19 protein-coding genes, 2 tRNA genes and 3 pseudogenes are annotated in these 26,607 nt (G+C 57.6%); 9 read left to right on the top strand and 15 right to left on the bottom strand.

From position 1 onward, the window contains the following. Window positions 1-153: 153 nt before the first annotated feature. Complete coding sequence (locus AC1RZR_RS24655) at window positions 154-1,221, bottom strand: cyclic nucleotide-gated potassium channel (protein WP_481826267.1); 1,068 nt, start codon at window positions 1,219-1,221, stop codon at window positions 154-156. A gap of 216 nt (window positions 1,222-1,437) precedes the next feature. Continuing rightward, a complete protein-coding gene (locus AC1RZR_RS24650) occupies window positions 1,438-1,845 on the bottom strand; it encodes a nuclear transport factor 2 family protein (protein ID WP_477275427.1) in 408 nt (135 codons plus the stop codon). 141 nt (window positions 1,846-1,986) lie between these two features. Between AC1RZR_RS24650 and AC1RZR_RS24645 the strand changes: the two are divergent. Together AC1RZR_RS24645 and AC1RZR_RS24640 are read left to right on the top strand one after the other, a co-directional pair. After that, window positions 1,987-2,088: pseudogene (locus tag AC1RZR_RS24645) on the top strand (ATP-dependent DNA ligase); the annotation flags it as partial. Window positions 2,089-2,429: 341 nt separating this feature from the next. Beyond that, window positions 2,430-2,699, top strand: a complete 270-nt coding sequence (locus AC1RZR_RS24640) for a hypothetical protein (RefSeq protein ID WP_481826266.1) — start codon at window positions 2,430-2,432, stop codon at window positions 2,697-2,699. 63 nt (window positions 2,700-2,762) lie between these two features. On the opposite strand, the gene AC1RZR_RS24635 is transcribed toward AC1RZR_RS24640, so the two are convergent. After that, a complete protein-coding gene (locus AC1RZR_RS24635) occupies window positions 2,763-2,990 on the bottom strand; it encodes a hypothetical protein (protein ID WP_477275423.1) in 228 nt (75 codons plus the stop codon). A 248-nt stretch (window positions 2,991-3,238) separates the two neighbouring features. Beyond that, the gene (locus AC1RZR_RS24630) at window positions 3,239-3,706 is read right to left on the bottom strand and encodes a hypothetical protein (RefSeq protein ID WP_481826265.1); all 468 of its coding nucleotides are present in this window, start codon (window positions 3,704-3,706) and stop codon (window positions 3,239-3,241) included. 196 nt (window positions 3,707-3,902) lie between these two features. On the opposite strand from AC1RZR_RS24630, the gene AC1RZR_RS24625 reads away from it, so the two are divergent. Beyond that, window positions 3,903-4,124 carry a hypothetical protein gene (locus tag AC1RZR_RS24625; RefSeq protein WP_481826264.1) on the top strand — a complete coding sequence of 74 codons (222 nt, stop codon included), beginning with the start codon at window positions 3,903-3,905 and terminating at the stop codon, window positions 4,122-4,124. Here AC1RZR_RS24625 and AC1RZR_RS24620 read toward each other — a convergent pair. Continuing rightward, window positions 4,113-4,189 (bottom strand) — tRNA-Asp (locus tag AC1RZR_RS24620). The genes AC1RZR_RS24625 and AC1RZR_RS24620 overlap by 12 nt on opposite strands. Window positions 4,190-4,406: 217 nt before the next feature. Between AC1RZR_RS24620 and AC1RZR_RS24615 the strand changes: the two genes are divergently transcribed. Beyond that, window positions 4,407-4,482: transfer RNA gene (locus AC1RZR_RS24615), tRNA-Val, on the top strand. An 85-nt stretch (window positions 4,483-4,567) separates the two neighbouring features. Here the strand turns inward: AC1RZR_RS24615 and AC1RZR_RS24610 are convergent. The 3 genes from AC1RZR_RS24610 to AC1RZR_RS24600 form a co-directional block, all read right to left on the bottom strand. Beyond that, window positions 4,568-5,326 carry a tyrosine-type recombinase/integrase gene (locus tag AC1RZR_RS24610; protein ID WP_481826263.1) on the bottom strand — a complete coding sequence of 253 codons (759 nt, stop codon included), beginning with the start codon at window positions 5,324-5,326 and terminating at the stop codon, window positions 4,568-4,570. Further along, complete coding sequence (locus tag AC1RZR_RS24605; protein ID WP_481829112.1) at window positions 5,283-5,684, bottom strand: helix-turn-helix domain-containing protein; 402 nt, start codon at window positions 5,682-5,684, stop codon at window positions 5,283-5,285. Before AC1RZR_RS24605 ends, AC1RZR_RS24610 begins: the two co-directional genes overlap by 44 nt. 1,166 nt (window positions 5,685-6,850) lie before the next feature. Beyond that, window positions 6,851-7,168, bottom strand: a complete 318-nt coding sequence (locus tag AC1RZR_RS24600) for a hypothetical protein (protein WP_481826262.1) — start codon at window positions 7,166-7,168, stop codon at window positions 6,851-6,853. A gap of 1,428 nt (window positions 7,169-8,596) precedes the next feature. Between AC1RZR_RS24600 and tnpA the strand changes: the two genes are divergently transcribed. From tnpA to AC1RZR_RS24580, 4 genes are all read left to right on the top strand, one after another. Continuing rightward, complete coding sequence (gene tnpA / locus AC1RZR_RS24595; protein ID WP_481826261.1) at window positions 8,597-8,935, top strand: IS66-like element accessory protein TnpA; 339 nt, start codon at window positions 8,597-8,599, stop codon at window positions 8,933-8,935. Between the two features lie 17 nt (window positions 8,936-8,952). Next, window positions 8,953-9,279 (top strand): IS66 family insertion sequence element accessory protein TnpB, encoded by a 327-nt coding sequence (gene tnpB / locus AC1RZR_RS24590; RefSeq protein ID WP_352619655.1) that lies wholly within the window; start codon window positions 8,953-8,955, stop codon window positions 9,277-9,279. Between the two features lie 66 nt (window positions 9,280-9,345). Continuing rightward, window positions 9,346-11,016 (top strand): IS66 family transposase, encoded by a 1,671-nt coding sequence (tnpC, locus tag AC1RZR_RS24585; protein WP_481826260.1) that lies wholly within the window; start codon window positions 9,346-9,348, stop codon window positions 11,014-11,016. Between the two features lies 1 nt (window position 11,017). Further along, window positions 11,018-11,239: a hypothetical protein gene (locus AC1RZR_RS24580; protein ID WP_481826259.1), complete on the top strand. Its 222-nt coding sequence runs from the start codon at window positions 11,018-11,020 to the stop codon at window positions 11,237-11,239. Window positions 11,240-11,358: 119 nt separating this feature from the next. On the opposite strand, the gene AC1RZR_RS24575 is transcribed toward AC1RZR_RS24580, so the two are convergent. The 3 genes from AC1RZR_RS24575 to AC1RZR_RS24565 all read right to left on the bottom strand — a co-directional run bounded on the left by AC1RZR_RS24575 (window position 11,359) and on the right by AC1RZR_RS24565 (window position 12,781). Next, complete coding sequence (locus AC1RZR_RS24575) at window positions 11,359-11,541, bottom strand: hypothetical protein (protein ID WP_481826258.1); 183 nt, start codon at window positions 11,539-11,541, stop codon at window positions 11,359-11,361. A 104-nt stretch (window positions 11,542-11,645) separates the two neighbouring features. Then, window positions 11,646-12,497: a helix-turn-helix transcriptional regulator gene (locus tag AC1RZR_RS24570; protein ID WP_481826257.1), complete on the bottom strand. Its 852-nt coding sequence runs from the start codon at window positions 12,495-12,497 to the stop codon at window positions 11,646-11,648. Window positions 12,498-12,514: 17 nt separating this feature from the next. Beyond that, window positions 12,515-12,781 carry a hypothetical protein gene (locus AC1RZR_RS24565; RefSeq protein WP_481826256.1) on the bottom strand — a complete coding sequence of 89 codons (267 nt, stop codon included), beginning with the start codon at window positions 12,779-12,781 and terminating at the stop codon, window positions 12,515-12,517. A 400-nt stretch (window positions 12,782-13,181) separates the two neighbouring features. On the opposite strand from AC1RZR_RS24565, the gene AC1RZR_RS24560 reads away from it, so the two are divergent. Continuing rightward, the gene (locus AC1RZR_RS24560; RefSeq protein WP_481826255.1) at window positions 13,182-21,914 is read left to right on the top strand and encodes a LamG-like jellyroll fold domain-containing protein; all 8,733 of its coding nucleotides are present in this window, start codon (window positions 13,182-13,184) and stop codon (window positions 21,912-21,914) included. A gap of 90 nt (window positions 21,915-22,004) precedes the next feature. On the opposite strand, the pseudogene AC1RZR_RS24555 reads toward AC1RZR_RS24560, so the two are convergent. The 4 genes and pseudogenes from AC1RZR_RS24555 to AC1RZR_RS24540 all read right to left on the bottom strand — a co-directional run. Then, window positions 22,005-22,201: pseudogene (locus tag AC1RZR_RS24555) on the bottom strand (IS66 family transposase); the annotation flags it as partial. 2,611 nt (window positions 22,202-24,812) lie between these two features. Next, window positions 24,813-25,046 carry a hypothetical protein gene (locus AC1RZR_RS24550; protein WP_481826254.1) on the bottom strand — a complete coding sequence of 78 codons (234 nt, stop codon included), beginning with the start codon at window positions 25,044-25,046 and terminating at the stop codon, window positions 24,813-24,815. A 1-nt stretch (window position 25,047) separates the two neighbouring features. Beyond that, window positions 25,048-25,200 (bottom strand): annotated as a pseudogene (locus AC1RZR_RS24545) (SMR family transporter); the annotation flags it as partial. Window positions 25,201-25,240: 40 nt separating this feature from the next. Beyond that, window positions 25,241-26,422, bottom strand: a complete 1,182-nt coding sequence (locus tag AC1RZR_RS24540) for a helix-turn-helix transcriptional regulator (protein ID WP_481826253.1) — start codon at window positions 26,420-26,422, stop codon at window positions 25,241-25,243. Between the last annotated feature and the right edge of the window lie 185 nt (window positions 26,423-26,607).

Raw genomic sequence — 26,607 nt, 5'->3', positions numbered from 1 at the left:
GCGCAAAGCCGCCAATCAACAGTATTTCTGCGCCGTAGCCGCCAATTCTGCGTCTGCGGCTTGCCAGGAATCGATGTGGGCGGGCGAGGCTGCTCTTGTCCGCTTGATTTCATCGGTCCTCGATGCTCCCCATGCAGCTTGCTGACAGTACGGTTAAGCCATCGGTGCCGCGCCGCGCCGCTCGAGCGCGGTCTTGCGGATGATTTCCGCGATCTCCGGGCTGCTGCTGCACAGCATCTGGAAATCCGCCGCATGCAGCGATAGGAGCGAGACCGCCGTTGCGGCGCTGACGGTCGCCGAACGCGGTTCGCCGCTGATCAGCGCCATCTCGCCAAAGAAGGCGCCAGGGCCAAGCTCCACCGGGGTCGGCGTCGCGACGCTAACGCGCCCCTCCACGACGAAGAACATCTGATCACCGGGCTCGCCATTGCGGCAGATCACGGCGCCTGCCGGCACAGTGCGAGGTCTTAGCGCGCGCACGATCTCAACTAGTACGGCCGGGCCGAGCTTCTGAAACAACGGTACGGCCGCGACCAATTGCCAATTACGGACGAATTCCCCGCGACGGACTTCTTGATAGAAGCCCGTGGCAAGAATGCCGGCCCACAGCGCGAAGATGCCGATGCCACTCATCATGACCACCCCGGCGAGAACACGGCCGGCGAAGCTTTGCGGAATAGCATCGCCATAGCCGGTGGTGGACAGCGTGACCACCGCCCACCACATTGCCTGGGGGATGCTGCCGAACTCTTCCGGTTGGATGTCGCGCTCAATGACATAGGCCGCAAGCGCGACACCGAACAGAACGACGCCGAAGAGCGTGGTGACGCCGATCAGGTTGCGCGCTTCGTTGGCCAGCACCCTGCCCAGCACCGGGAAGAAAGTCGAGTCGCGCAGCGGTTTCAGCAGCCAGACAGCACAGTAGAGGCTCCGGTCGGGCGTGCGGACGAGCAGAAATGCGGCGAGTGGAACCAAAACCGCGAGCACATCAATGGCGATTGCCGGCGTCCTGTTCCGTACGTCTCCAGCCCGGCGCTTGAGCAGCGTCGCGGCCATCTGCAGAAGATAGGCGCTCCAAATGACAGCGAGCAGGGCAGCCAGAGCCAGTCTGCTTCGTCCGGACATGTTCGGTGTCGTGAGCGCTGCCACCGCCAGAAGCCCAGGCGCAGCCAGCACCGCGTTGAGCGGGGCGTAGATTCTTAGGAAAGGCAGTACCGACATTCTATGCCCACGAGCGGCTACTACCATCCAGAATAGGATGCCTTCACGGCAAGCGCAAAGGTGCTTACCGCCGCTGCGATGCGCACCGAGACCGAAAGGCGGACCGGCCGCGCGCCGGCGTGCCTTACACCAAGGATTCTTTGGTCGACGACTTTGCCGATCTGCGCACGCTGCTTGATAGGCGCCGGCTAAACTCGGCGCCGCCCGACACTAGGCTTAACCCCAAAATGTGTCCCAGGCGTAGAGGTCGTGGATAAACTCCCGGCCGTCTATCACCTTGCCGTTCTTGATTTCGTAGACGATGCAAGTGAGTACATCCAGCCGTTTGCCGTTCCGCTCCCCGGTATCACGATGGACGGCGACGACTGATCCGTCCTCGCTCTCCGTTACGTGCAAAAGATGGGATTTAAACGTCCCGTGAGTTTCGCTGCCCATCCGGCCGAAGTAGCCAAAAATCTGTTCGTGGCCCTTGTAGTCTCCGGCGAGCGAACTCTTCCCCGGACTATGCCACGTGCAGGACACGTCGTTCGTTTGCTTGAGAGTGTCCATGTCTCCTGCTTCGAACGCCGCATAACCGCGCCGTACGAGGTCGGCGTTCTGATTTCTAGGCATCACGTCTGTCATAACTTCCTCCCTAAACGGCGAACGGGGTAGGTTTGCCGACTGGCAAATTATAGGCCGTTCATTCGAATATTCAATTTTGCTAAAATACTTCGGAACTAAGATCAGGCGCCACGCCTTGAATCGCGTTCCGTGAGTCTGTGCATGCGCTTGAAGTTTGTCCTGCCCTTGATGCCGACCCTCGTGGAGAAGCCTCCCGAGGGCGACGGTTGGATTCACGAGGTCAAGTTCGACGGCTACCGTTCGCATGGCGGCGACATCAACGACGAGGCGCAAGGCGGTCAGCTTGGCGAAACATGGGAGGATAGCGAGCCATCGCTTGGCTGGACGAACCATATTGACCAGCGATTGAGCATGAAGGTCGCATCTGTGTGGTTCGAAGACGGCGAGCAAGACGCAGGGGAGATGGCAGAGCACCGGACCACTACTGAGGGAGAGAGGAAAACTTTTCCACTCTAGCCCGCCGCCTCATGGTGGCGGGCTCTATTTACTGGCACTGTTCGCCGTCGTTGCGGGCAAAATGTGGTTTGACGTTACGTTAACTAGGCGCAATATTTCGGATTGTTGTGCAGCGTGAGGGCGTTTCAATGAAACTCGTTGTCTTTGGCGTAGCAATGGTATTGGCCGCCACCGGAGCAGCTGTTGCGAAAGAGAAGAAAAAGGTGGCCACCGCTCAGGCTGCAACCTCGTGTTCTGCAGCTCATATGAAGGCTGGCAGAAAGCCGACCTCGAAACTCGATTGCAAATCGACAGGCACACTGGTTGCGCGACCGTCAAATGGGGCCGCAAACTTCCTGGATCATTACAATCCGCGCTTAGGATATGACACCAGTCCGTGGTTTTCGAACTGGCAATAATTTGACGGCGGCTTCGGCTTCCGGGCCTTTCTCCGCTGCCTCAAGGTGGCGGGCTTTTCTATTTTATTTGGCAGGCGCCAGAACTCTCGCCGCCACCCGTTCGAGGCAATGTTGGGGGATATCGGGCCAGGTGGCCGTGGTGCATTCCTTGTCGGTGACAACTACAACGGCTTTCACGACCGGTTGCACGTTTGCAGCCTGGGTAGGGGTGGAAAGCAACGTCTGGGCAATGAGAGCCGATATCACGGCGATTTGGGCAAGCACGGCAGCGAAGGGGATGTTCTTGAGCATATTGCGGTAACGCAACCCCACTGCAATCGTTCCATGCTCCTCACCGTGGCGGGGGCTTCCATTTATCTTGTGGCAGAAAAGTCACGCAGCTTGAATATGCAGACCTTCAACCGGAGCGAGCTTATTATCCAGCCAAGCGAAGCGTACCGTTTTTCACCGGGCAAAGGGGGACGCCCGACTCCTCCCGAACTAGTGCCCGCTACCCTCACGGTGGCGGGCTTATCATTGCGTGCTCCAATACGCTCCTGTCACTCCCCGCCTGCAGCAGCGTATTTTTTCGATACTAAATCGCCGTCCTTAAGTTTCTTAACGGTAGTCGTAACATACCCGCTCTTCAGATCCGGTTTTGATCCATCATAGTGGACAGACCAAAGGTCCCAAATCTTTTTTCCAGAACGCCAAAATTTGTTGCAGTCAGTGTAAGTTTTCGGATCACCCTTTGCCTTGTTCTTGGCGCAAATCTCATTGCCACTTACGCTCCAAGTGCCCTTAAAGGTTGCCGTTATCTTAGGTTTACCAAAGATTCCTTTGGTTGTGCCGTCAGGCGCATAGTATTCGCTAGAGACGTCATAAATCCCGGTCTTGCCTGAATATATCGCCTTGACCTCGTCCGCTGTTAATTCGACAGCGTCCTTTGGCAGTTTGCCTGCCCACGCAGCCCCCCAAACAACACTCGTCAAAATGCCCCCGAGCAAAATAATTGGAAATGCACGCATAGAAACCTCCCTCTATCTTTGCGTTGGCGCTACTAATTTAGCATCCTTCTTGGAAGCGAATCGAGGCGCGAAATCGCGGACGGGATGCAACCGCCCCGGCACCGCTGCCTCACGGTGGCGGGCCTTGTCACTTCACCGCTGCCCAGGAACCTTCGACGCGGCTGACCGTTGATTTTCACAAAAGACGACAGGTCGCATGAGCATCCTCTGGACCGCCATCACCGTTTGGCTTCTCGGCTCTCTCCCAGCCTCCATAGTCGTCGGCAAATGCCTCAAGAGGCTCGATGCGCCTCACGGCGGCGGACTTTTTCGTTCCCGCTGCTTACATGGTGCTTACACGGCAGATTTGCCTGACATGGCCGAAGCCTACTTAGCGCGAAAACCATTTAACTATCAACAAGTTAAATGGCGCGAGTGACGGGGCTCGAACCCGCGACCTCCGGCGTGACAGGCCGGCACTCTAACCAACTGAGCTACACCCGCGCATTGACGAGCACGTGTCAGCCGTGTTCGTCGTTGGGGCGCTGGATAAGGGGTTCGCCACCGGGTGTCAAGCGCGGCAAGACAGCATAACGGCAAACAGGAGAAGGTTTTTTGACAGCCGGCGTTTTGTTGGCAAAACCAGCCTCCAACCAGGGCATCCTCAGCTCATTTGGCCTTGCGAAGCCGACCCCGACCGCTTAAAGGTCCGGCCCGGAGCGGGCGATTAGCTCAGTTGGTAGAGCGCTTCGTTTACACCGAAGATGTCGGCGGTTCGAGCCCGTCATCGCCCACCATCCAACTTATTGCATTTCTTATATATTTTCATAGATGCACCCTGTTTTACGAAGTGGTCTGTCGGTTCACTGAACCGAATGGAACCTAAATTTCCAGCGAAGCAGTCAATTTTCGCAGGTATTCCGGGCTGTAGCGGGCATAAACCCGATACGTCATTGCGGTGTTGGAGTGACCCACGAACTGGGCAACAGCCTCCATTGAATGGCCATCTTCGACGAGCCAGACGGCAGCCGAATGCCTCAGCATGTGGGGCGAAGCATCGGGCCTTCCGATCTTGGTTCCGGCCGTCTTGATGCCCTTCTTGATCGACAGGATCTTGTCGCCGGCCCACTCCAGAACGTAGGGAGTCAATGCGCCTTCCTGAGCCTCTTGCAGGGCAGCATAGAGGCTGTCGTTGATTGGCACCGTGGCCCGTCCCTTACGGTGCGCCTTATCGAATGGATTGCGCAGCTGGATCATGCGCCGGTCGAAGTCGACACGATCCCAGGTTAGCTGGAGGGCAGCGCCCACTCTGGCTCCTGTGGCGATCATCAGCTGGATGGCCAGCTTGACGTGCGCCGAGTTTGCGGCGGCCAGGAGCTGGGTGATCTCGGGCCGGGTGAGATATCCCTCCTTTGGATCCGGCTTCGCCGGGCGCTCGATGTCGGGAGCAAAAGCGATCAGCCGCTGCTTGCGCGCCCAGACCAAGACCGAGCGAAGGCGGCCGAGCTCGGTGTGGATCGAGCCATCCTTCTTGTTGTCGTTGCGCCGTGCCGCGGTATAGGCGCGGCAGTCGGCGAGCATCACCGCTTCGCCGTCCTTATCGGCAAAGAATGGAGCCAGGGCCTTCCAAGTGTAGCCCATCGTCGTGACGACTGATCGGCCCGCCTTGTCTAGGCAGTAGGCTGCCCAGAGATCCTTGACGGTGGAGCCCTTCGGACGTGTCAGTTCCGCATATCGAGCCGGGGCGCGGCGGGCCGCCTCCTTCGGATCGTTGGTTCCAAGTCGATAACGTCGGCGGATGTCGCCTTCGTACCAGGAGATGCAAGCTCACCTCTGAGCTTGGTGATTGTCCATTCGGGTTCGTTTGACATTCGAAATTCTCCACGTCCTCCCCTCTGATGCGCAATAGCTTGCCGGCCAATCTAAAGGCAGGCAGTTCGCCCGACGCAATCATGTTGCGAACATGGCGCTCCGAACATGCCCACCGATCGGCAAGCATCGCGGGTGTATAGACCTTGGGAAAGTTCATGGGTTTCGTATTCGTGGTCGACTCGAGTGCTTTCAGCCAGAGCCAGGAAGTCAGGATTGCGTGGATATTCCGGCCCGGTGAAGTGCTCGATGAGGGTCTCCAGGGTCGGGATGATCTTGGTGACTCAGCGGCCTTTTCCTTGAGACGAGCATGCTCACGAGCAAACGCTTCGGTGTGCGGCGCCGACTTCATACGGGGGCCGCCACGCCAGGCGTAGTAGTAGATTTCCTTGGATCCGTCAGCGAGCGTCATGTTGACTTCGTGGATGCCCTTAATTTTTGCCAATGTCCGATCTCCTCCTCCAGCGCGGCTGGAGCTTTCACAGCTCTCAGAACCAAGTCGCCGTTGCCCCGGAATACAGATTGATGCTGTAGCTCAGTGGGCCTCTTGGTTCGTGAAAAATGTATTCCCCAAATATTTGTCAGGCAAGGTGATATTACTGCCATAATGCCACAATATATTGTGGGCTGCAGCGATTAACTTCGATATTATTAAGAGATAAAGGTCAGAAAAGCGCCGAATATATTATCCATTAATTGGAAGAGGTCTCTGCGATGAACGCCAAGGATCATTCGGCTCCGGTGCTTGTCTTTCTCAATTAGCTGGGCGCTCTGCGGCCTAGTTACCGTTGGCGCAGGTTGGCCGGTACCCTTTAGACGCCCCATCGCCTTTTGAGGTGGGAAGTCGAAAATAGCATTTAGAGGGTGCCAGCCAATGTCGCGGTGGGCTCACTTTTCCAACTTCCAATCGACCATACGGGACGCGTTGCTAAGGCCAGTTCACATGCTCGATTCGAAGGCGGGCGAGGTAGGGTCCTCGCCCGCCTTCGCTTCCAACTCACGCTGCGGCGCGTAGCGCTGAGGAAGATCTATGGCAACTACGTCGGACGCGCGCGGAAGCGTGACGTGCTTGCCGGTGAGTAAGGCTGCGATCTCATAGGCCTCAGCCGCTGATGGCCTGCCGATGGACGACGTGCTCGCTGACGAGGCGCCAGTTTGTCCTCGCTAAGAGTAGGTCCGCTTTGCCGACGGTTCTCTTATGTAGACCTTAATTGCAACCGTTTCCGAGTTTGCATTGTCTGGCGCCGCCACTCTAGGCAGGGGCGGTATTGCTTCATGAGCTCCTCAGAAAAGCTCTCAGTGGAAAACGACCTTGCCAATCGGCAGGCCGAGATCGGGGACAGCTTCGAAGAAGCCGAGGTAGAATGGATCGTCGCTGAGGCGCCTTAAGATCGCCTTCATCTCTTCCACCTCCTTCTCGGCAGCATTCAGCTCCTGGATGCAACGCAAGCGGGCCTGGTCGTGGATGTCCTGGCGAGCGCTGGTTTTGTCGGGGAACTCCCCGGTAATGCAGCCGCTCTTCCAGACGCTGAAACCGGTGTCGGTCTTGGCGATGCCGTAGGTGATGGTGTCGATCAGGTAGGTCTCATCGTAGGTGGTTTGGATGTAGCTCATGGGGTCCTCTGTTGATACCTTTTTGTATTGTCTCTGTTGGGCTTGGCGCAAACTGCAGGCTTATGCGGACATCCCTTGAGTCTCTGAACCAAGGTGCTCCTTGCTCGTATTGAGTCTGATCCCGCGTATCAGTCGGGGCGCTCTTGGCTTCTTAAACTGTATTTTCGACAGGCTTTGCAAGAAAGGTGCCTGTTGTACGAGAGGCCCACAGAATATTGTGGGCGTTTGGGCAGTTATCTCCCGTATTATTCAGAGATAGCGGCTAGAAAATCGCAGATAATGGAAGCGCCGTCATTCGGCTCTATCGCTTCTTTTCATTTGACTGCGTGCGCGGGTCCCAACCAATCACCAATGTCGGTGCCCTGCAGCTACCCTTTAGACGCTCTATCGCCTATCCGGCGGAGCAGTCGGAATAGTAGCCTTGCCAAGGCCAGTTCATGTGTTCGCTTAGAAGGCGGGCGAGCCAAGGGTCCTCGCCGCCTTCGCTTCCATTCACGCTGCGGCGCGTAGCGCTGTGGAAGATTTGTGCCTACTCCGTCGGACGCGCACGGAAGCGTCACGTGCTTGCCGGTGAGCAAGGCTGCGATCTCAGAGGTCCCAACCGCCGATGGCCGATTGATGACGTGCTCGCTGACGAGGCGCAAGGTTGCGTCGTCGCTAAGAGGCGGTCCGCTTGTCGAATGGGTTCCTCAGCTGCAAGGTGATCTTGCTGCCAGCGTTAAACAATATCTTGTGGTGCTTCAGCGATTAACTTCGATCTTATCAAGAGATAATGGTCAGAAAATCACAGAATATATTATCAAGGGAAATTTTACCTTCGATATATACGCGTCGCTACGGTGGCGCCAAGCATCGTTCAGTTCCAACGCCTGTTTCTTGTCATCTGGCTGGGGCGCGCTTCGTTGGTCCGCGGCCTAACCACCGATCTCGAGGCGCGGCGGTCACCCCTTAGATGCCCTATCGCCAATTCCGGCGGGAAAGTCGTAACAGCTTTTAGAATGTTGAAGCCAGAAGTGGAGACATACCCGACGCGCTGCTAAGGGCAGTCCATCGTGTGCGCTTCGAAAGCGGGCAAGGAAGTTGTCCTCGCTCGCCCTTCGTTGTCCGCTCAGCCCTCAGCGAGTGGTGCTGTTAAGGATTGCGGCAACTCCTTCGGACAGGCACGACCGTGAGCACAGGGTAGATCCGCTTCATGCCGCAGTGCCGTAAAGAGCTCGTCGGAACGAGTAGCCGGTCTTCCCGAACGGCTCGGCATTGATACGGCGCATAAGATCAATGATCGGACGGTTATGTGTCGGATGCTGCGGGCTAGCTTCTCGCCAGTCTGTAGGTCGTACGCCTCCGGCTAAGGCCGCCTTGCGCGAGCATGGCACGGTAGCGAAGCTGCGCTCTTAAGGTCGTCCTTACGAGCGTAGTTAGCAGCACAGCATGAGCCATGTGACGTTATTGACCGGGCCGGAGCGTCGTCGTCGTTGGAGTGAAGAGGATCAGTGCCGGATACTGGCCGCGGCATTCGCGCCCGGGGCCACAGTGGCGGCGGTGGCGCGTCAGTACGATGTCGCGACCAGCCTGATCTATAAGTGGCGCCGCACGGTGAGAGCCCGCGAGACGGGCTTTGCCGAAGTTGTCGTGGTTCCCGATGAGGTGCCGGCGGCATCCCCAGCGGTGATCGAGCTGGAGATCGCTGGCAAGGTGCGGCTGCGGATTCCGCTGACCACGCCGCCGACACTGGCGGCGGCGATGGTGAAGGCGCTGGGCGTTTCATGATCCCGGTTCCGAGCCAGGTGCGGATCTGGCTGGCGGTCGGCCGGACCGATATGCGTCGCGGGATGCAAGGCCTCGCTCTGCAGGTTCAGGAGACGTTGGGCCGGGATCCGCATGCCGGCGATCTTTATGTCTTCCGCGGCCGCAGCGGCAATCTGATCAAGATTATCTGGCATGATGGGCTCGGCATGTCGCTGTATGCAAAACGGCTCGAGAAGGGCCGGTTTCTATGGCCCTCGCCGGCGGACGGTACGGTTTCCATATCACCGGCGCAGCTCGCCTACATGCTCGACGGGATCGATTGGCGCAACCCGCGTCACACGTTCCGCCCCCAGCGCGCGGGCTGAGTTTTTCTTTGAGTTTGCGCCATTTTCCGCGAGTCAGCGGACGCGTTTTATGATTCACTCCAGAGCATGGTTGCCACCGCCCTGGATGCTGTTCCGGACGATATCGGCGCGCTGAGAGCAGCGCTGACCGCGGCGCTGGCCAGAGCCGAAGACGAGGCCGCGCGCGCTGCCTTGGTCGAGGCCGAACTGGCGGTCGCCAGGGCCAAGGCATCGGATGATGCGGCGCTGATCGCACATCAGGATCTGACGATCCGCAAGCTGCAGCGGGCGCTGCATGGTCAGAGTTCTGAACGTTCCGCCCGCCTGCACGACCAGATGGAGCTCACCTTCGAGGAACTCGAGAGCACGGCGACGGAAGACGAGATCGCCGCCGAACAGGCAGCGGCCCGGACCACCGAGGTGGCGCCTTATGTGCGCAAACGACCGGCGCGCCAGCCATTTCCTGAGCACCTGCCGCGCGAACGCGTGGTCGAGGCGGCGCCGACCGCTTGCCACTGCTGCGGCGGTCATCGGCTGCGCAAGCTGGGTGAGGATATCACCGAGACGCTGGAGGTGGTGCCGCGGCAATGGAAGGTGATCCAGCACGTGCGGGAGAAGTTCACCTGCCGCGACTGCGAGGCGATCAGCCAGGCTCCGGCGCCGTTCCACGCCACCCCGCGCGGCTGGGCCGGTCCTGGCCTGCTGGCGATGATCCTGTTCGAGAAGTTCGGACAGCATCAGCCGCTCAACCGCCAGGCTGAACGCTATGCCCGCGAAGGCGTGCCGCTCAGCCTGTCGACGCTCGCCGACCAGGTCGGCGCCGGCGCCGCGGCGCTGATGCCGCTGTTCAAGCGCCTCGAAGCCCATGTGCTGGCCGCTTCACGTCTGCACGGCGACGATACGACGGTTCCGGTCCTGGCCAAGGGCAAGACCGATACCGGCCGATTATGGACTTATGTGCGCGATGACCGACCGTTCGGCGGCGCCGATCCGCCGGCGGTGGTGTTCTACTATTCCCGCGATCGCCGAGGCGAACATCCCGCAGCGCATCTCGCCGGCTGGAGCGGCATTTTGCAGGCCGATGCCTATGGCGGTTATGGCGATCTCTATGCGACGGGCCGTCAGCCGGCGCCTGTTCTGGAAGCCAGCTGCTGGGCCCACAGCCGGCGCAAAGTGTTCGAGCTGGCCGATATCGAAGCGGCGGCGCGCAAGACGGCGCGCGGCGAGAAGCCCAACCTGGTCTATCCGTTAGCGGTTGAAGCCGTGAAGCGCATCGATGCCCTGTTCGATATCGAACGCGAGATCAATGGCCTGTCGCCAGGCCAACGCCACGCCGTGCGCCAAGAGCGGAGCGCGCCGCTGGTCACCGAGCTCGAGCGCTGGATGATCGAGACGCGCGACAAGCTCTCGCGCGGACACGATCTGACCAAGGCCTTCAACTACATGCTGCGCCGCTGGTCATCCTTCACCCGGTTCCTCGGCGATGGGCGCATTTGCCTATCGAACAATGCAGCCGAGCGAGCCCTGCGCGGCATCGCTCTCGGCAGAAAGTCCTGGCTGTTCTGCGGTTCCGATCGCGGCGGACAGCGCGCTGCCGTTCTCTACAGCCTGATCGTCAGCGCCAAGTTGAATGACGTCGACCCTCAGGCCTGGCTCGCCGATGTCCTGGCGCGCATCGCAGCCCACCCAGCACAGCGGATCGATGAGCTCCTCCCTTGGAACTGGCGCCGCGAGGGCCTCGACGCCGCGGCCGCCTGATATGCACATCAATAAAGTCTGCCGCGTCACCACGATCGCCCGCGTTGCCGCGGAGCTCGGCGAAGACGAAAAATGGCTCTCGGATATCGCCGGCGAGATGGAGCCCGAAGACGGATTAATCTGGGTCTATGGTCCGGGCGACGAAGAGACGATTGCCTTCACCGACTTCGGCATCGAGCAGTTGCAGGAACTCATCGCAATCCATCGCGATCAGACCGACTGATCATTATTCCCGGTGAAGCCAAAACCTCTGCGGTGTTCACCGGATGGCTACTGTAGGTCCTATGACCGGCTAGCAGCTCAGTGCCTATGACGATATTGACCGCCACACACTTCTTGGACTTAGCGTATTTGAAAATCTGGCCCCAATATCTTGAGGCGCTCGTTACCGGCATTCGGATTGTCGGCTTTTCGGTCGCGCAGGATCTCGATGTATTCCTGGATCAGCGCCTTGGCTCGCTCGGCGCCGAACTTGTCGTCTGGTGTTCTGGATCCAATGGCTCGTTGACCATCGTCTTTGATCACTCGCCGGCGCCGGCCTATATGCTTTCCAATAGTAAAGGTCGGGTGCATCCATCATTGCGCAATCTCTGTGTTCTAATCGGGGGGCGCCAACTTCTTCCGTTTTGTCATTTCAACAAAAGATCAACACTTTGGTCGTTTGTGAGGAGTCCCATGGTGGCAAGTAGGGCCACTAATTGACCTTGCCGGTGCGTTTCCGTTTTGGAGAAGATAGACTTTAGATAGGACCGAGCGGATTCTTCAGTGATACGAACGAGATTTGCTGCATCTTCAAGCGAATAACCCTCGGCAAGAATCTTGGCAAGCTTAGCCTCAGATGCCGTCAAGCCAAACTGTGTACGCAGAACCTCTGTGCTCGGTCTGCGCCGTTGTGCGGGGTCAACAATAAGAATAAGTGCACGTGCATCGCCAAAAATATCGATGGAACGCGCGCTCAAGGGGCAGGCCGATATCTGATAAGCATGTTTCCCCGACGGTCGCCGAACCACAACAATTTGAGGAGGCGATAGCTGAGTAGTATTTGAGCTTGAAGCGCAAGCGTGCAACATGGCATTTAGCGCAGCTGCATCGATGGTGTTGGTGGCCTCCAGCTTATTTTGGCGAATTTGCAGACCATCACCCAATAGCGCGTACGCGATCTTGTTGATGAGAATTGCGCGCCCACTGTCATCGATTACGATGGCGCCGATCGACATGCGCTCGAAAGCATCCACCGCACCCTCAGCATGGGCGAAGTGGAGGGCAGCGGCAGTGGTGGCGGCGCGAGACAAATGACTTGCCAAGAGGTCAAGACGTCTACGATTTGATTCCTCGAACGGCCCTTGCTTGTTGCTGCGCTGGATTGATGCCGTCCACGGCTTGCCGCCGACACTGATGCTGATGCCAGCAAACCACCTGAGGCCGCAGGGACGAAGGAAGTCGTTATAGAACGGCGAACTTGCTATTTGTTCCGAGGTCATAACGTCCTGGTCGAACACTACGCGGGCGTGCCCGTGGACGGCTCTTCCGTGGTAACGTTCATCTTGGAAATACCAACCGTCCCGCTGATAGACTTCGACAACTCCTTTAGCGCATCTGAGTGAGGCAGCCCGAACCTTCGCAACTCGGTTACGTCGGGCATCAACAATGCACCGACCCCGTTTTCCAGCCGGGCCAAGCCATCGCATACTTCGATCCATTTATGAGGCAATACGACCGCCTCATAAATGGTATCCAGCAAAGCCTCGTAAGGTTTATCGAACATTGGGTGATCGCCTGACCAGAATACAAGTCAGTAAATCTATGCCAGGGGCAAAGGAGGGTCTCTTGGAGCGGTTTTCGGGAAGCTTTGAGGGGGATGAAACCTCGACACATAGCTGAGCGCTACGCCGCCGCCTAGGCACGGTTGGACCCCATCGAGCAGGGTCGCGATGCACTAGAGTCTCCAAGCGTCTCCCACTACCCAGGCAAATTGGGCCAAAGCGATTGACTGCAACGTGGGATCATAAGGCGGTAGCCCCACTCCCCACCGATGAACTTATCTTACCTGACGTTAAAACTCCAGGGTTTTGATCCCAAATACCCCCATATGGGAGGTCCGCCGTTCTCTGAATGCGCTTAGATTTTCGTCTGCTTCTTGAGAACAAGTGCTGTGGGAGACGACGATGGGCGGCTCTACAAGTGAAATAGCTTTTATTGATTGCGGCTTAGCCGGCGTTGGGGCGTTGCCGATCGAGTTGGCTATCAAGGCTGTCGGCCAAAGTGTCTGTGCGGGTGCCGGTAACGACGAGGTCCATGCCAGAAGCGAAACAAATCTTTGGAGTAGCGGCCGTGTGAGCGTTCATGACCAACCCCAGTTACACCCCGAGTCAGACTTTTCAAATGGCGTAGAAGGAGTGTTATTTTTCGATCCTGCTATCGATGATTTGGAGACGTTGGTGAGAGGCGTAAGTCCCGGAACCAACGTCGTCGTATTAGACGGCGGAGAAGATGCTATTCCCCAGATTGTGCGGCACTTAGCCAGCCTTGCACTGGCGGATTTGAACTCGATTCACATAATTTCGCATGGGCGAATAGGGGAAATCAGCTTCTCATCGGGGGCATTGAGAGCCGACAATCTCACTCACTGGTCATTGGATTTTGCGAGACTACGCACAGTTGTGCCTTCCGACGTCAGCTTGCTCCTGTGGAGCTGCTATACTGGAGCCGGTGAAATTGGAGGAGCATTTGTCGAAAAGCTCGGTGTCATAACAGGACTGCGAGTTGCAGCTCATAGTATGCGGACCGGCTCAGTCATCCGGGGCGCTTCTTGGAACCTGGATGTTGGCTCGGCTGGCTGGACTGGCACCCCACCTATCGCCACCTCGGTACTGAACAGCTACCGCGGCACCCTTGCCAACGCAAATGCAACCACCGGCACTGACACTATCAACCAGACATCCGGCGCCGACACAATAACAATTACCAATTCCAACCAGATACAGGCCCTGGACTTGTTCGATGGCAAGAGCGGGAATGATACCATTGTTATCAGCTCAACGACCGGCGACAGTTTCGACCTCAGCATCGCCGGAATTGGGCCCGGCAGGGGATTTCGGAATTACGAAGGATTGCTATTCAACAACGCTTCCGGCACAACCACTGTCACGCTCGATGCGGCCCAGTTGGGCGCCGGCCTCATCGCGACGAATCTCGTGGTCACCGGTACGGCCGCGGCTCAGGCGATCATCATCAACAACGCCTCGAATTTCTCCGCTGCTTCGTGGACATTCCCCGTCTGGACCAACGGCGTTGACAAGATCACGATTAACGGCACCTCCGGCGCAGACACCATCACCGGCAGCGGCAGTGGCGACATCATCACCGGTGGCAATGGCGCGGATACCATCAATGCAGGCGGGGGCAACGATACGATCAATATGGCCACCGGCCAGTTCGTCGCGGGTGAATCTATCGATGGCGGCACCGGCGCCGGTGACAGCCTGAATTTCACCTCCACCGGAGACGGCACCAGCGTTGATTTGTCCGTCGGTGCCGTCAGCAATGTCGAGAGCTTGACAGCCGTCAATCAGGGAAGCGGCAACGGCTACGATCAGACTTTCACCGTCAGTGCTACCCAATGGGACGGCTTCACAAACATCAACATGAATGACGGTGGTGACACGCTGAACACGTTGGTCGCCGGCTTGATGACTATTTCTGCTGGCGGAGTTACGACCATCACCGGTGTCGAAACCGGCAACCTCACCGGCAGTTCCGGCAATGATGCGCTCACGCTCACCGGTGCCCAACTCGATGCAATCATCATCGGCTCCGGCACGATCAATCTGGGACTTGGCGTCGGTGATACGATCAATCTTACATCGACATCGGCCGATCTGAACGCATTTAGCACATTGGGAGCAGCGACCGACGCTTCAATCCAAGGCGTCGAGGCAATCTCAGCGGCCACGGCGGCGGCTGGCGTCACCATCAATTTGAGTGGCCAGTCCGAAGGCTTCACCATCACCGGCAGCGGCAGTGGCGACATCATCACCGGTGGCAATGGCGCGGATACCATCAATGCAGGCGGGGGCAACGATACGATCAATATGGCCACCGGCCAGTTCGTCGCGGGTGAATCTATCGATGGCGGCACCGGCGCCGGTGACAGCCTGAATTTCACCTCCACCGGAGACGGCACCAGCGTTGATTTGTCCGTCGGTGCCGTCAGCAATGTCGAGAGCTTGACAGCCGTCAATCAGGGAAGCGGCAACGGCTACGATCAGACTTTCACCGTCAGTGCTACCCAATGGGACGGCTTCACAAACATCAACATGAATGACGGTGGTGACACGCTGAACACGTTGGTCGCCGGCTTGATGACTATTTCTGCTGGCGGAGTTACGACCATCACCGGTGTCGAAACCGGCAACCTCACCGGCAGTTCCGGCAATGATGCGCTCACGCTCACCGGTGCCCAACTCGATGCAATCATCATCGGCTCCGGCACGATCAATCTGAGACTTGGCGTCGGTGATACGATCAATCTTACATCGACATCGGCCGATCTGAACGCATTTAGCACATTGGGAGCAGCGACCGACGCTTCAATCCAAGGCGTCGAGGCAATCTCAGCGGCCACGGCGGCTGGCGTCACCATCAATTTGAGTGGCCAGTCCGAAGGCTTCACCATCACCGGCAGCGGCAGTGGCGACATCATCACCGGTGGCAATGGCGCGGATACCATCAATGCAGGCGGGGGCAACGATACGATCAATATGGCCACCGGCCAGTTCGTCGCGGGTGAATCTATCGATGGCGGCACCGGCGCCGGTGACAGCCTGAATTTCACCTCCACCGGAGACGGCACCAGCGTTGATTTGTCCGTCGGTGCCGTCAGCAATGTCGAGAGCTTGACAGCCGTCAATCAGGGAAGCGGCAACGGCTACGATCAGACTTTCACCGTCAGTGCTACCCAATGGGACGGCTTCACAAACATCAACATGAATGACGGTGGTGACACGCTGAACACGTTGGTCGCCGGCTTGATGACTATTTCTGCTGGCGGAGTTACGACCATCACCGGTGTCGAAACCGGCAACCTCACCGGCAGTTCCGGCAATGATGCGCTCACGCTCACCGGTGCCCAACTCGATGCAATCATCATCGGCTCCGGCACGATCAATCTGGGACTTGGCGTCGGTGATACGATCAATCTTACATCGACATCGGCCGATCTGAACGCATTTAGCACATTGGGAGCAGCGACCGACGCTTCAATCCAAGGCGTCGAGGCAATCTCAGCGGCCACGGCGGCGGCTGGCGTCACCATCAATTTGAGTGGCCAGTCCGAAGGCTTCACCATCACCGGCAGCGGCAGTGGCGACATCATCACCGGTGGCAATGGCGCGGATACCATCAATGCAGGCGGGGGCAACGATACGATCAATATGGCCACCGGCCAGTTCGTCGCGGGTGAATCTATCGATGGCGGCACCGGCGCCGGTGACAGCCTGAATTTCACCTCCACCGGAGACGGCACCAGCGTTGATTTGTCCGTCGGTGCCGTCAGCAATGTCGAGAGCTTGACAGCCGTCAATCAGGGAAGCGGCAACGGCTACGATCAGACTTTCACCGTCAGTGCTACCCAATGGGACGGCTTCACAAACATCAACATGAATGACGGTGGTGACACGCTGAACACGTTGGTCGCCGGCTTGATGACTATTTCTGCTGGCGGAGTTACGACCATCACCGGTGTCGAAACCGGCAACCTCACCGGCAGTTCCGGCAATGATGCGCTCACGCTCACCGGTGCCCAACTCGATGCAATCATCATCGGCTCCGGCACGATCAATCTGAGACTTGGCGTCGGTGATACGATCAATCTTACATCGACATCGGCCGATCTGAACGCATTTAGCACATTGGGAGCAGCGACCGACGCTTCAATCCAAGGCGTCGAGGCAATCTCAGCGGCCACGGCGGCGGCTGGCGTCACCATCAATTTGAGTGGCCAGTCCGAAGGCTTCACCATCACCGGCAGCGGCAGTGGCGACATCATCACTGGATCGTCCTATGGAGACGTGATTGGTGGGGGTGTCGGTAACGACTATCTTACTGGTGGTGGCGGCGATGATGTCATCGATGGTGGTGATGGCACTGGTGATACCGCCATCTACACTGGCGCCTGGTTAGACTATACGGTGACCGATAATGGCGCTGGCTCGTACACTATTGCCGACAACCGGCCGCTCTCGCCCGACGGCACCGACACGGTGAGCAATGTCGAGAATTTCACCTTCTCTAATGGGATTTTTACAGCAAGACAGATTGCCAATGACCAGCCGACACTGGCCATTGCCGACACTTCGGGTGATCTGACCGAGGGCGACGGCACGGCGAGCCTGAGCGATAGCGGGATTTTGAGCTTTGCCGATCTCGATACCAACGACAACATGACGGTATCGGAGACCTCCAACGCCGACATCGTCTGGAGCGGCGGCACGCTGAGTCCGGCGCTGGCAGCCACGCTGGTTGCGGGATTCAGCGTGGACCAGGACAGCTGGGACTATACCACCAACGCCAACCTCGATTTTCTCGGTGCGGGCGAAACCATCACCTTCTCCTACAACCTAGTAGCCACCGACGACAGCGGTGCACCCAATGCCGTATCTGCTGCCAAGACGGTGACCATCACTATCAATGGCACCAATGACGGGCCGGTTGCCACGAGTGACATCGGGGTGGGCGATCCCCTCTCTCTACCGTCCAACCTCATTGCTCGATGGTCAGCTGATGGGACCACCGACGATGTTGTGGGCGATAACGATGGCGTACTGCAGAATGGTGCCTCATTTGCGACCGGCAAGTTCGGGCAGGCATTTAGTTTTGACGGTGTTGATGACGTTTTCCAGGCACCAACCACAGGATTGCCAGTTGGAAATAGTGACAGAACGCTTTCACTTTGGGTGAACGCAGATGCGTTCGTGAACAGTGAGTCGCTTCTGGCAGGCTATGGAAACTTCGGAAGTGGTGGTCAAACCTACCAGCTGGGCACATCCGGCAACACGCTCTTCTTTTCGCAATGGGGCGGCGCGGTGTTCGGCCCATCTCTGCAAACCGGACAATGGTACAATGTTGCTGTCACTAATGTCGGCGACTTGGTTACCCTGTATTTGGATGGAGTCGCCGTCGGCTCAGGCTCGCTGACTATCGATACCCCAGCAGGTACGGAGTTTTTGGTTGGGGCCCGTCCATCGTTCAATATCCCCGGCTTATTGCAGGGACAGGTGGATGACATTCAGCTCTACGATCGCGCTCTCACTGCCCAAGAAATCCAGTCCATCCACAATGCCGCTTCGCCCACTGGCAACGTGCTCGACAATGATACCGACGTTGACCACGGCGACAGCATGTCGGTGATTGGTGTTGCCGCAGGCACGTCGGCCGAAGATGTTTCGGGCCAGGTCGGATCGGCTGTTGTCGGCACCTATGGGGCTCTGACCCTCGGTTCGGACGGCGCCTGGAGCTACGAACGCGACAACAATGATCCCGATACACAACAGCTCGGCCAAGGCCAAGCCGCCTCCGACGTATTCACCTACACGATGACGGATACCCACGACGCTACGGCCACCACTACCTTGACCATCACCATCCACGGCACCAATGACGGGCCAGTTGCCACGAGTGACATCGGGGCGGGCGATCCCCTCTCTCTACCGTCCAACCTCATTGCTCGATGGTCAGCTGATGGGACCACCGACGATGTTGTGGGCGATAATGATGGCGCACTGCAGAATGGCGCCTCATTTGCGACCGGCAAGTTCGGGCAGGCATTTAGTTTTGACGGCATCGATGATTACTTCGCAGCACCAACCACAGGATTTCCAGTTGGAAACAGTGACCGAACGCTTTCAGTTTGGGTGAAGCCCGATGCATTTGTAAGCAGCGAGGCCTTTTTTGCAAGTTATGGAAACTTTGGATCATATGGGCAACTCTACGGACTAGGCGTAGGTGCGTCCGGCAGTCCGCTTTTCTTTACGCAATGGGGCAGCGCGGTGTTCGGCCCCACCCTTGAAGCCGGACAATGGTATAATGTTGCTGTCACCAACGTCGGCAACTCGGTGACCTTGTATTTGGATGGAGTCGCCGTCGGCTCAGGCTCGCTGACTATCGATACCCCAGCGGGTACAGAGCTTTATGCAGGTACGATCCCTGGGGGCTTCGGGGATAGCCGAAAATTGCAGGGCCAGGTGGATGACATTCAGCTCTACGATCGTGCTCTCACTGCCCAAGAAATCCAGTCCATCCACAATGCCGCTTCGCCCACTGGCAACGTGCTAGACAATGATACCGACGTTGATCACGGCGACAGCATGTCGGTGATTGGTGTTGCCGCAGGCACGTCGGCCGAAGATGTTTCGGGCCAGGTCGGATCGGCTGTTGTCGGCACCTATGGCGCTCTGACCCTCGGTTCGGACGGCGCCTGGAGCTACGAACGCGACAACAATGATCCCGATACACAACAGCTCGGCCAAGGCCAAGCCGCCTCCGACGTATTCACCTACACGATAACGGATACCCACGACGCTACGGCCACCACTACCTTGACCATCACCATCCACGGCACCAATGATCAGCCGACTCTGGCCATTGCCGACACTTCGGGTGATGTGACCGAGGGCGACGGCACGGCGAGCCTGAGCGACAGCGGGATTTTGAGCTTTGCCGATCTCGATGCCACCGACGTGGTGACGGTATTGGAGACCTACAACAACGACATTGCCTGGAGCGGGGGCACGCTGAGTGCAGCGCAGCAGGCGGCGGTGATTACGGGCTTCAGCGTGGACCAGGACAGCTGGGACTATGCCACCAATGCCAACCTTGATTTTCTGGGTGCGGGCGAGACCATCATCTTCTCGTACAACGTTGTGGCTACCGACGACAGCGGGGCGCCCAATGCCGTATCTGCTGCCAAGACCGTGACCATCACCATCCACGGCACCAATGATCAGCCGACTCTGGCCATTGCCGACACTTCGGGTGATCTGACCGAGGGCGACGGCACGGCGAGCCTGAGCGATAGCGGGATTTTGAGCTTTGCCGATCTCGATACCAACGACAACATGACGGTATCGGAGACCTCCAACGCCGACATCGTCTGGAGCGGCGGCACGCTGAGTCCGGCGCTGGCAGCCACGCTGGTTGCGGGATTCAGCGTGGACCAGGACAGCTGGGACTATACCACCAACGCCAACCTCGATTTTCTCGGTGCGGGCGAAACCATCACCTTCTCCTACAACCTAGTAGCCACCGACGACAGCGGTGCACCCAATGCCGTATCTGCTGCCAAGACGGTGACCATCACTATCAATGGCACCAATGACGGGCCGGTTGCCACGAGTGACATCGGGGTGGGCGATCCCCTCTCTCTACCGTCCAACCTCATTGCTCGATGGTCAGCTGATGGGACCACCGACGATGTTGTGGGCGATAACGATGGCGTACTGCAGAATGGTGCCTCATTTGCGACCGGCAAGTTCGGGCAGGCATTTAGTTTTGACGGTGTTGATGACGTTTTCCAGGCACCAACCACAGGATTGCCAGTTGGAAATAGTGACAGAACGCTTTCACTTTGGGTGAACGCAGATGCGTTCGTGAACAGTGAGTCGCTTCTGGCAGGCTATGGAAACTTCGGAAGTGGTGGTCAAACCTACCAGCTGGGCACATCCGGCAACACGCTCTTCTTTTCGCAATGGGGCGGCGCGGTGTTCGGCCCATCTCTGCAAACCGGACAATGGTACAATGTTGCTGTCACTAATGTCGGCGACTTGGTTACCCTGTATTTGGATGGAGTCGCCGTCGGCTCAGGCTCGCTGACTATCGATACCCCAGCAGGTACGGAGTTTTTGGTTGGGGCCCGTCCATCGTTCAATATCCCCGGCTTATTGCAGGGACAGGTGGATGACATTCAGCTCTACGATCGCGCTCTCACTGCCCAAGAAATCCAGTCCATTTACAATGCCGATTTTTCGGGCGGCTCGTTGCCCGCTGGCAACGTGCTCGACAATGATACCGACGTTGACCACGGCGGCAGCATGTCGGTGATTGGTGTTGCCGCAGGCACGTCGGCCGAAGATGTTTCGGGCCAGGTCGGATCGGCTGTTGTCGGCACCTATGGGGCTCTGACCCTCGGTTCGGACGGCGCCTGGAGCTACGAACGCGACAACAATGATCCCGATACACAACAGCTCGGCCAAGGCCAAGCCGCCTCCGACGTATTCACCTACACGATGACGGATACCCACGACGCTACGGCCACCACTACCTTGACCATCACCATCCACGGCAGCGCATCGTCTTCGTCCGGCACCTTGGCCTTTGCCAACTTAGCGGACACCGGTTCCTCCAATAATAACGAGATCACCAGCGATGACAGCTTTGATCTGAGCCTGGCTGGCGATGACGCTGGCACGGTCAGCCATGAAGTCTCGATCAATGGCGGCTCGACCTGGAGTCCGACCACGGTGAGCCAGACCAGCACCGCCGGCAACGCTACGACCTACACCGGCCCGATTAGCGCTGACGCCGACAGCTTCGATTTCTCGGCCCTCACAGATGGTCTGCATACAATCACCGATTTCTCATCCGGAATAGATTCGTTGAGAGTATCTGCGGCGGGGTTTGGCGGCGGATTGGTGGCGGGTGGCGCAGTCACTCTTGTCACCGCAGCCGATGCGGCTTCTGCATCGAATGGCGATACAGAGGGCTATTTCATTTTCGATGATGATGGAGCCAGCGCTGGAACACTTTACTTCGATGCGACTGGTGAGACAGGAGAGGACGCGATAGCAATTGCCCAGTTCACGGGTCTTCCTTATTTCCTCTCCTCAGACATAGGCATATTTTAACCACCGCCATCCGACGGCGACACAACAGTGAACAGTAGCCCTCATGCCGTTTCTGCTTGGGAGCTGGTTCCGGAGGTGCAACTGGCTCCTGGCGCGCTGGGCGGGAGCAGACTGATCCTTCTCTTCCTCGCCCGCGGCCAGTTGCTCGGCTTCCTCAAGACCCAACGGCAGTTGATCCTCGGGAAGAGTCTCAGCCCGTCGGCCGAAGGCCGAAGGCCGAAGCGGTGGCGCTGCGATTCCTTGCTGACCTGGATCAGCCGGAATTCTCGACATCGCGCCAGGAACATCGCCTTCAGCGCATCCGGATAGCCGGAAAGTGGTCAGCCGACCTTTTTATCGCGCCGAGGGAGTTCTCAGATGCTCTTTTGGAGGCGACGCGGACGAACTGGTCGCAGTGGCGGGCGACAAAGACGCCCTGACCGGCAAGGCTTCCGACGTAGCTGACCTGTTGACTTCTGGACTGGGCACTTTTCGGTCGACCGGATCCACACTGTGGGTGCCATTGCACATGTCATGCTTGGCGATCGCTCATCTGGATCTCGACCGGTTCGACGAGGCCTAGGACTGCAACGGCCAGGCGATGACGGCAATCGAGACCACCGGGGAACGATGGTACGAAGCGGAGGTCCTCCGGGTCGCCGGCAGGGCGAAAGCGGAAATGTTTTTCGATAGGTCGACACGCTCGATCCGAAGGATGCCAAGGCGCTGCTCGACGATTTACATGTCTGACAATCAATTTCGACACAGCCTCTTAGTTCGACCGAACGTAGTCCCAGGTGAGCTTACAACGCAAAGGCTAGCTCATGGGCGTAAAGCTGCCTGTGGCCCGTGCATTAGCGATTTCCGCTTTTGGTGAATGGACGGGACCGTAGGAATGACTGACATGAGGCGCATAGCTGTCGTTCGCAACGAGCATTTCGCAGTCATTTGAGCTGGTGAAAGGCGGGGTCTCGTTTGTGAGAAAACCCTCCCATCGGAGCGAGCAGCGAACTGATGTTTGGGCAGGCCACGATGATCCCGATGTAAATCGTATTACATTTCTTAAGATTTGCGAAAGTTGGGTGAGAACCGGGGAAGCGAGCACAACGCAGGGGTCGTTGGCTTTAGGTTCCCTGACGCCGATGTTGGAGAAAAAGTCAGAATAGCATTTAGAAAGTTGGAACCAAGGTTGGAAACGAGTTCAACTTTTCCAACTTTCGCGATCAGCGATCTCGAAGATATTTTTAGGATTTCTCTATCGTGTGAGCACTTAAAAAGGGAGCAAGGATTCTTTCCCTGCCCCCTCTCTGGATCCACTCAGCCTTCCGAGGATGGTCGTGTGCAGGATGCTGTGCGGTCAGTCCTTCGGATGCGGACGAGAGACTGACGAACGTACCGGTGAGCAGCGTGACGAGATCTATGCTGTATTCGTTGATATCCTGCGGGACGTTGGCGTCCTCGTTGACGCGGCGCAGCTGGATACAGAACCAGGTATATCCATTTCATCGCCCGGCCGAAGTTTCGGATAGAGGCTTTGCAAGGTTGAGCAGGTCTTTGCGTGCCGTCTCGGAATTCACGCTGTCGACGTTCTGGCCACCGACTTGACGGACGCTCCATCGTGTTGACGGGCGTACCGATCGGCAGGTTGAGGCTGCAGAAAAGGATCCACGGCAGGCCGGTAATGGAACTCGGGTCTGAGAACTGACGTCGTGCAAGGATTCTCATGGTGAGAATACTCCTATTGGTTCATGGGTGATGGTGGTTGGTTGGTTGCGCTATCGTTTGAGCGATCCGCAAACCGAGGAAAGCGATATAGATCAGCTGCCGATCAGATCACTGCCTTTGAGGCAGGCTGCCGTCGTTCAATCGCGTTGGGGAGCCCTCCCGAAATTGAACGGTGCAGGACGTGGCCTTGAGCAGTCCAGCTTGAGCAACGTCGTCCGGCTTCTGAAGGGAGATGACGAAGAAGTTAGCAATCTTGGGTGCCATTGCCGGAAATATAGACCCTCGCCATATTTTGAGCTGTCTCACTGAACCCAGGATGTGATGGCAACTCGGATTTCCCAGGAGCGGATCCGGTAGGTTTTAGGAGCGCTTTAGGGGGAACGAAAATCTGGTTCGGCTTAGGTTTGGTCGAAATGGATTGAGGATCGGATGGCTGGAGAGTTCCCCGTTGATCAGACTTTCCTGCGGCGGTTGGCTGGAAATTCGGTCAGCAGGTTCCAACGATAAGTGTGCATTTATTGAAGGCGCCTGCGACGGGGCATGATGATGCCTCCAATGGTTTTGCTGATGATCCAAGAATTGGAAAGGTTGAAAGGCGCGAAGCGCTTGGAACCAAGAGGACCACAGATAGAACCGAGAAGCCGATACGCCCTAGTCCAAGTTGGTTAGATTGATCGCTGACCGGAGCTCTTGAGCAGGGACGGCTCCTTTGGTGACTTCACGCTTGGCATCACGACTGCCGCAGTGTCGGATAATTCTCCTCGATCGAGCCTCGGAAGCGTCGTGCCGAACCAGAAGGGTAGGGCCGACTTCACTTGCATTGACCGCCGAAGGATGCAGTGCGCCCCCGCGTTCGCTTGGGCGGTGCAGGCCGAGGCCGGCATGTGCTGCCCGTTGAACCAAGAAGGTCGACCGGCTGGGCGTCCAATATCCATAGGTTAGATAGCGCCGGGCCCGATGTGCCCGATTGATTCGAGCGCTTACGACGCTCGGCGGAGGCGCTCGACACTGGCTATCTGCGCAAAAATTGAGTGCGAGGAGGGAGCTATCTACCCTCTGCTGCGTATCTTAAAGCTGGCAGCAAAGCCTTGCTGCCGTGTCGGTTTTTATGATGGTTCATGGCCTTGTCGAGAGGATAGCTCGACGTGAATGGCGAACATCAAGACCGTAGCCATGAGTGGTCAGAGCAGGCGGTCAGTGCTTGAGGCACTTCCGGCCCACGTCGCGCTTGAACTTCGGGTCGTCGGTCAAGATGTAGTCGCCAGAATATCCGCCCTTGAGTTCGCCGCTCGTGCTCGTGGCCACACCCTTATAGAGATGGCCGTCCATGGAGACGAAGATGTCCGAGTCGGTCCCGTTCTGAAGGCCGATATCCACCTTCGGTAACACGCCAAGATACCCGACCCTGATGTCGGCTTCGAGGTGCATTTCAGACATGCAGTCCCAACGACACCGAGGATCGTGACGCCGCGAATGTTAGCCGAACGGGGTAGTCGTTGCTTTCTCTCAGCAAGATCATGCCCACCAACAGTGAGCCTACCGCGCCGATGCCCGTCCAGACTGCGTAGGCGGTGCCAAGAGGACCTGGCAAAGGGACTGAGCCTGTGAGCCTCCATGGCGCATTAGATTGAGACGCCAAGCATCGCCACAAGCTGGCCTTGTCGATGCGTTCCAGTCTTGTGGAATATCGATTTGACCCTATCGCGTGCGGTTTCAACCTTGATCCCGAGAACGCCGGCCGTCTCGGCAAGCGAATCCCCTTGGGCCAACCGCTCGCAAAACATGATTTCGGCTCTGGTCAGTCCGTACTGCAGGGCAAATGCCGACAAATCACCATGGCGGCGGAGGCGCGCGTCCAGATCGCGGATAAGGACAAGAACCATCGATCTAGTGAGAAATAGGGACAGGACGCCGGAAGCCAACATGGCCGGAAGCGGCGCAAACGAAACTTGCCAGTTGCGTCCTTCGATGCAGAAAGGAATTTGGTACAAGTCCGGGAGCGATCCTTTGGAGAGCGCGACAATCCCATCGCGGAACAGGTTGTCGGCGCGAGCATTTGAGAGGCACACGCCGCCGTGGCGGACTACAGCCACGGAACCTGCGGAAAACATGTCAACAGCCTGCTGGTTCGCATCGCGGAGATGTCTGTCTCTATCTATGACGAATGCCGCGCAGCAGGCGCGTTCGACCAAGGCGGCACCCGCCATAGCGTCCTCGGTCCTTTGCCTGAGTAAATGTCCAAGATCGACCGACCTTCGCAGATTGCTTCGTATCCGCGTGAGAACTTCGGCCGCAGCTCGGTCGTAAGAGCTGGCCTTGGAAAGCGGATAGTGCACTGGGAGATGAATGACTTCCCGTGGCCCGCCATCTATTTTTATGCCGACCGCTGCCTCGATGTCTTTCTGCGGACGGAGCCAGTCATTGTAGAATTCCGTATCCGCGAACGTACGTGCCGGACAGTCTTCCTCGGCGATCAGAACCGTTCCACTTTCGACCGCCTGCCACAACGGTATCCACGGATTTAACCTTGCATAGTAATCTGCATACAATTTCAGGTAATCTGGATCCATGTTGTGGACGGCCTGAAAATTTAGTTTGTTTTCGGCAACATTGTGATTCAGGAGGGAGCACAACGATCCGGGGAATGCTTCCCCCATTGCGCGCGGCACCTCATCCCAGGAAACCACCCCGAACGTCGCGGCATCAATTGCTTCAGCAACCGTGTTACTTATTGAGGCAACACGATTCTCATCATAGCCGCCAATCCTTTCTCCCGACCCAAAAGCTGGGCGACCCTTTCCCATGGGCACGCCTCCCCAAATCCACACGTAAGAATCCCTAGATGAGGATATTCTAATATACTGAAGTTGTATAGCTAGATGTTGTCAGTCGAGCACAAGCCCGCGACGGGATGCGGGAAGTCAAGAGCGCGTTTCGTTTTGGCGGCAGACTTTGGCTTGCTGGTCTAAATGCGAGACTTGATGCAGTG

The sequence above is a fragment of the Mesorhizobium bavaricum genome, assembly GCF_056781655.1.
This window is presented reverse-complemented; position numbering and strand designations above follow the sequence as displayed.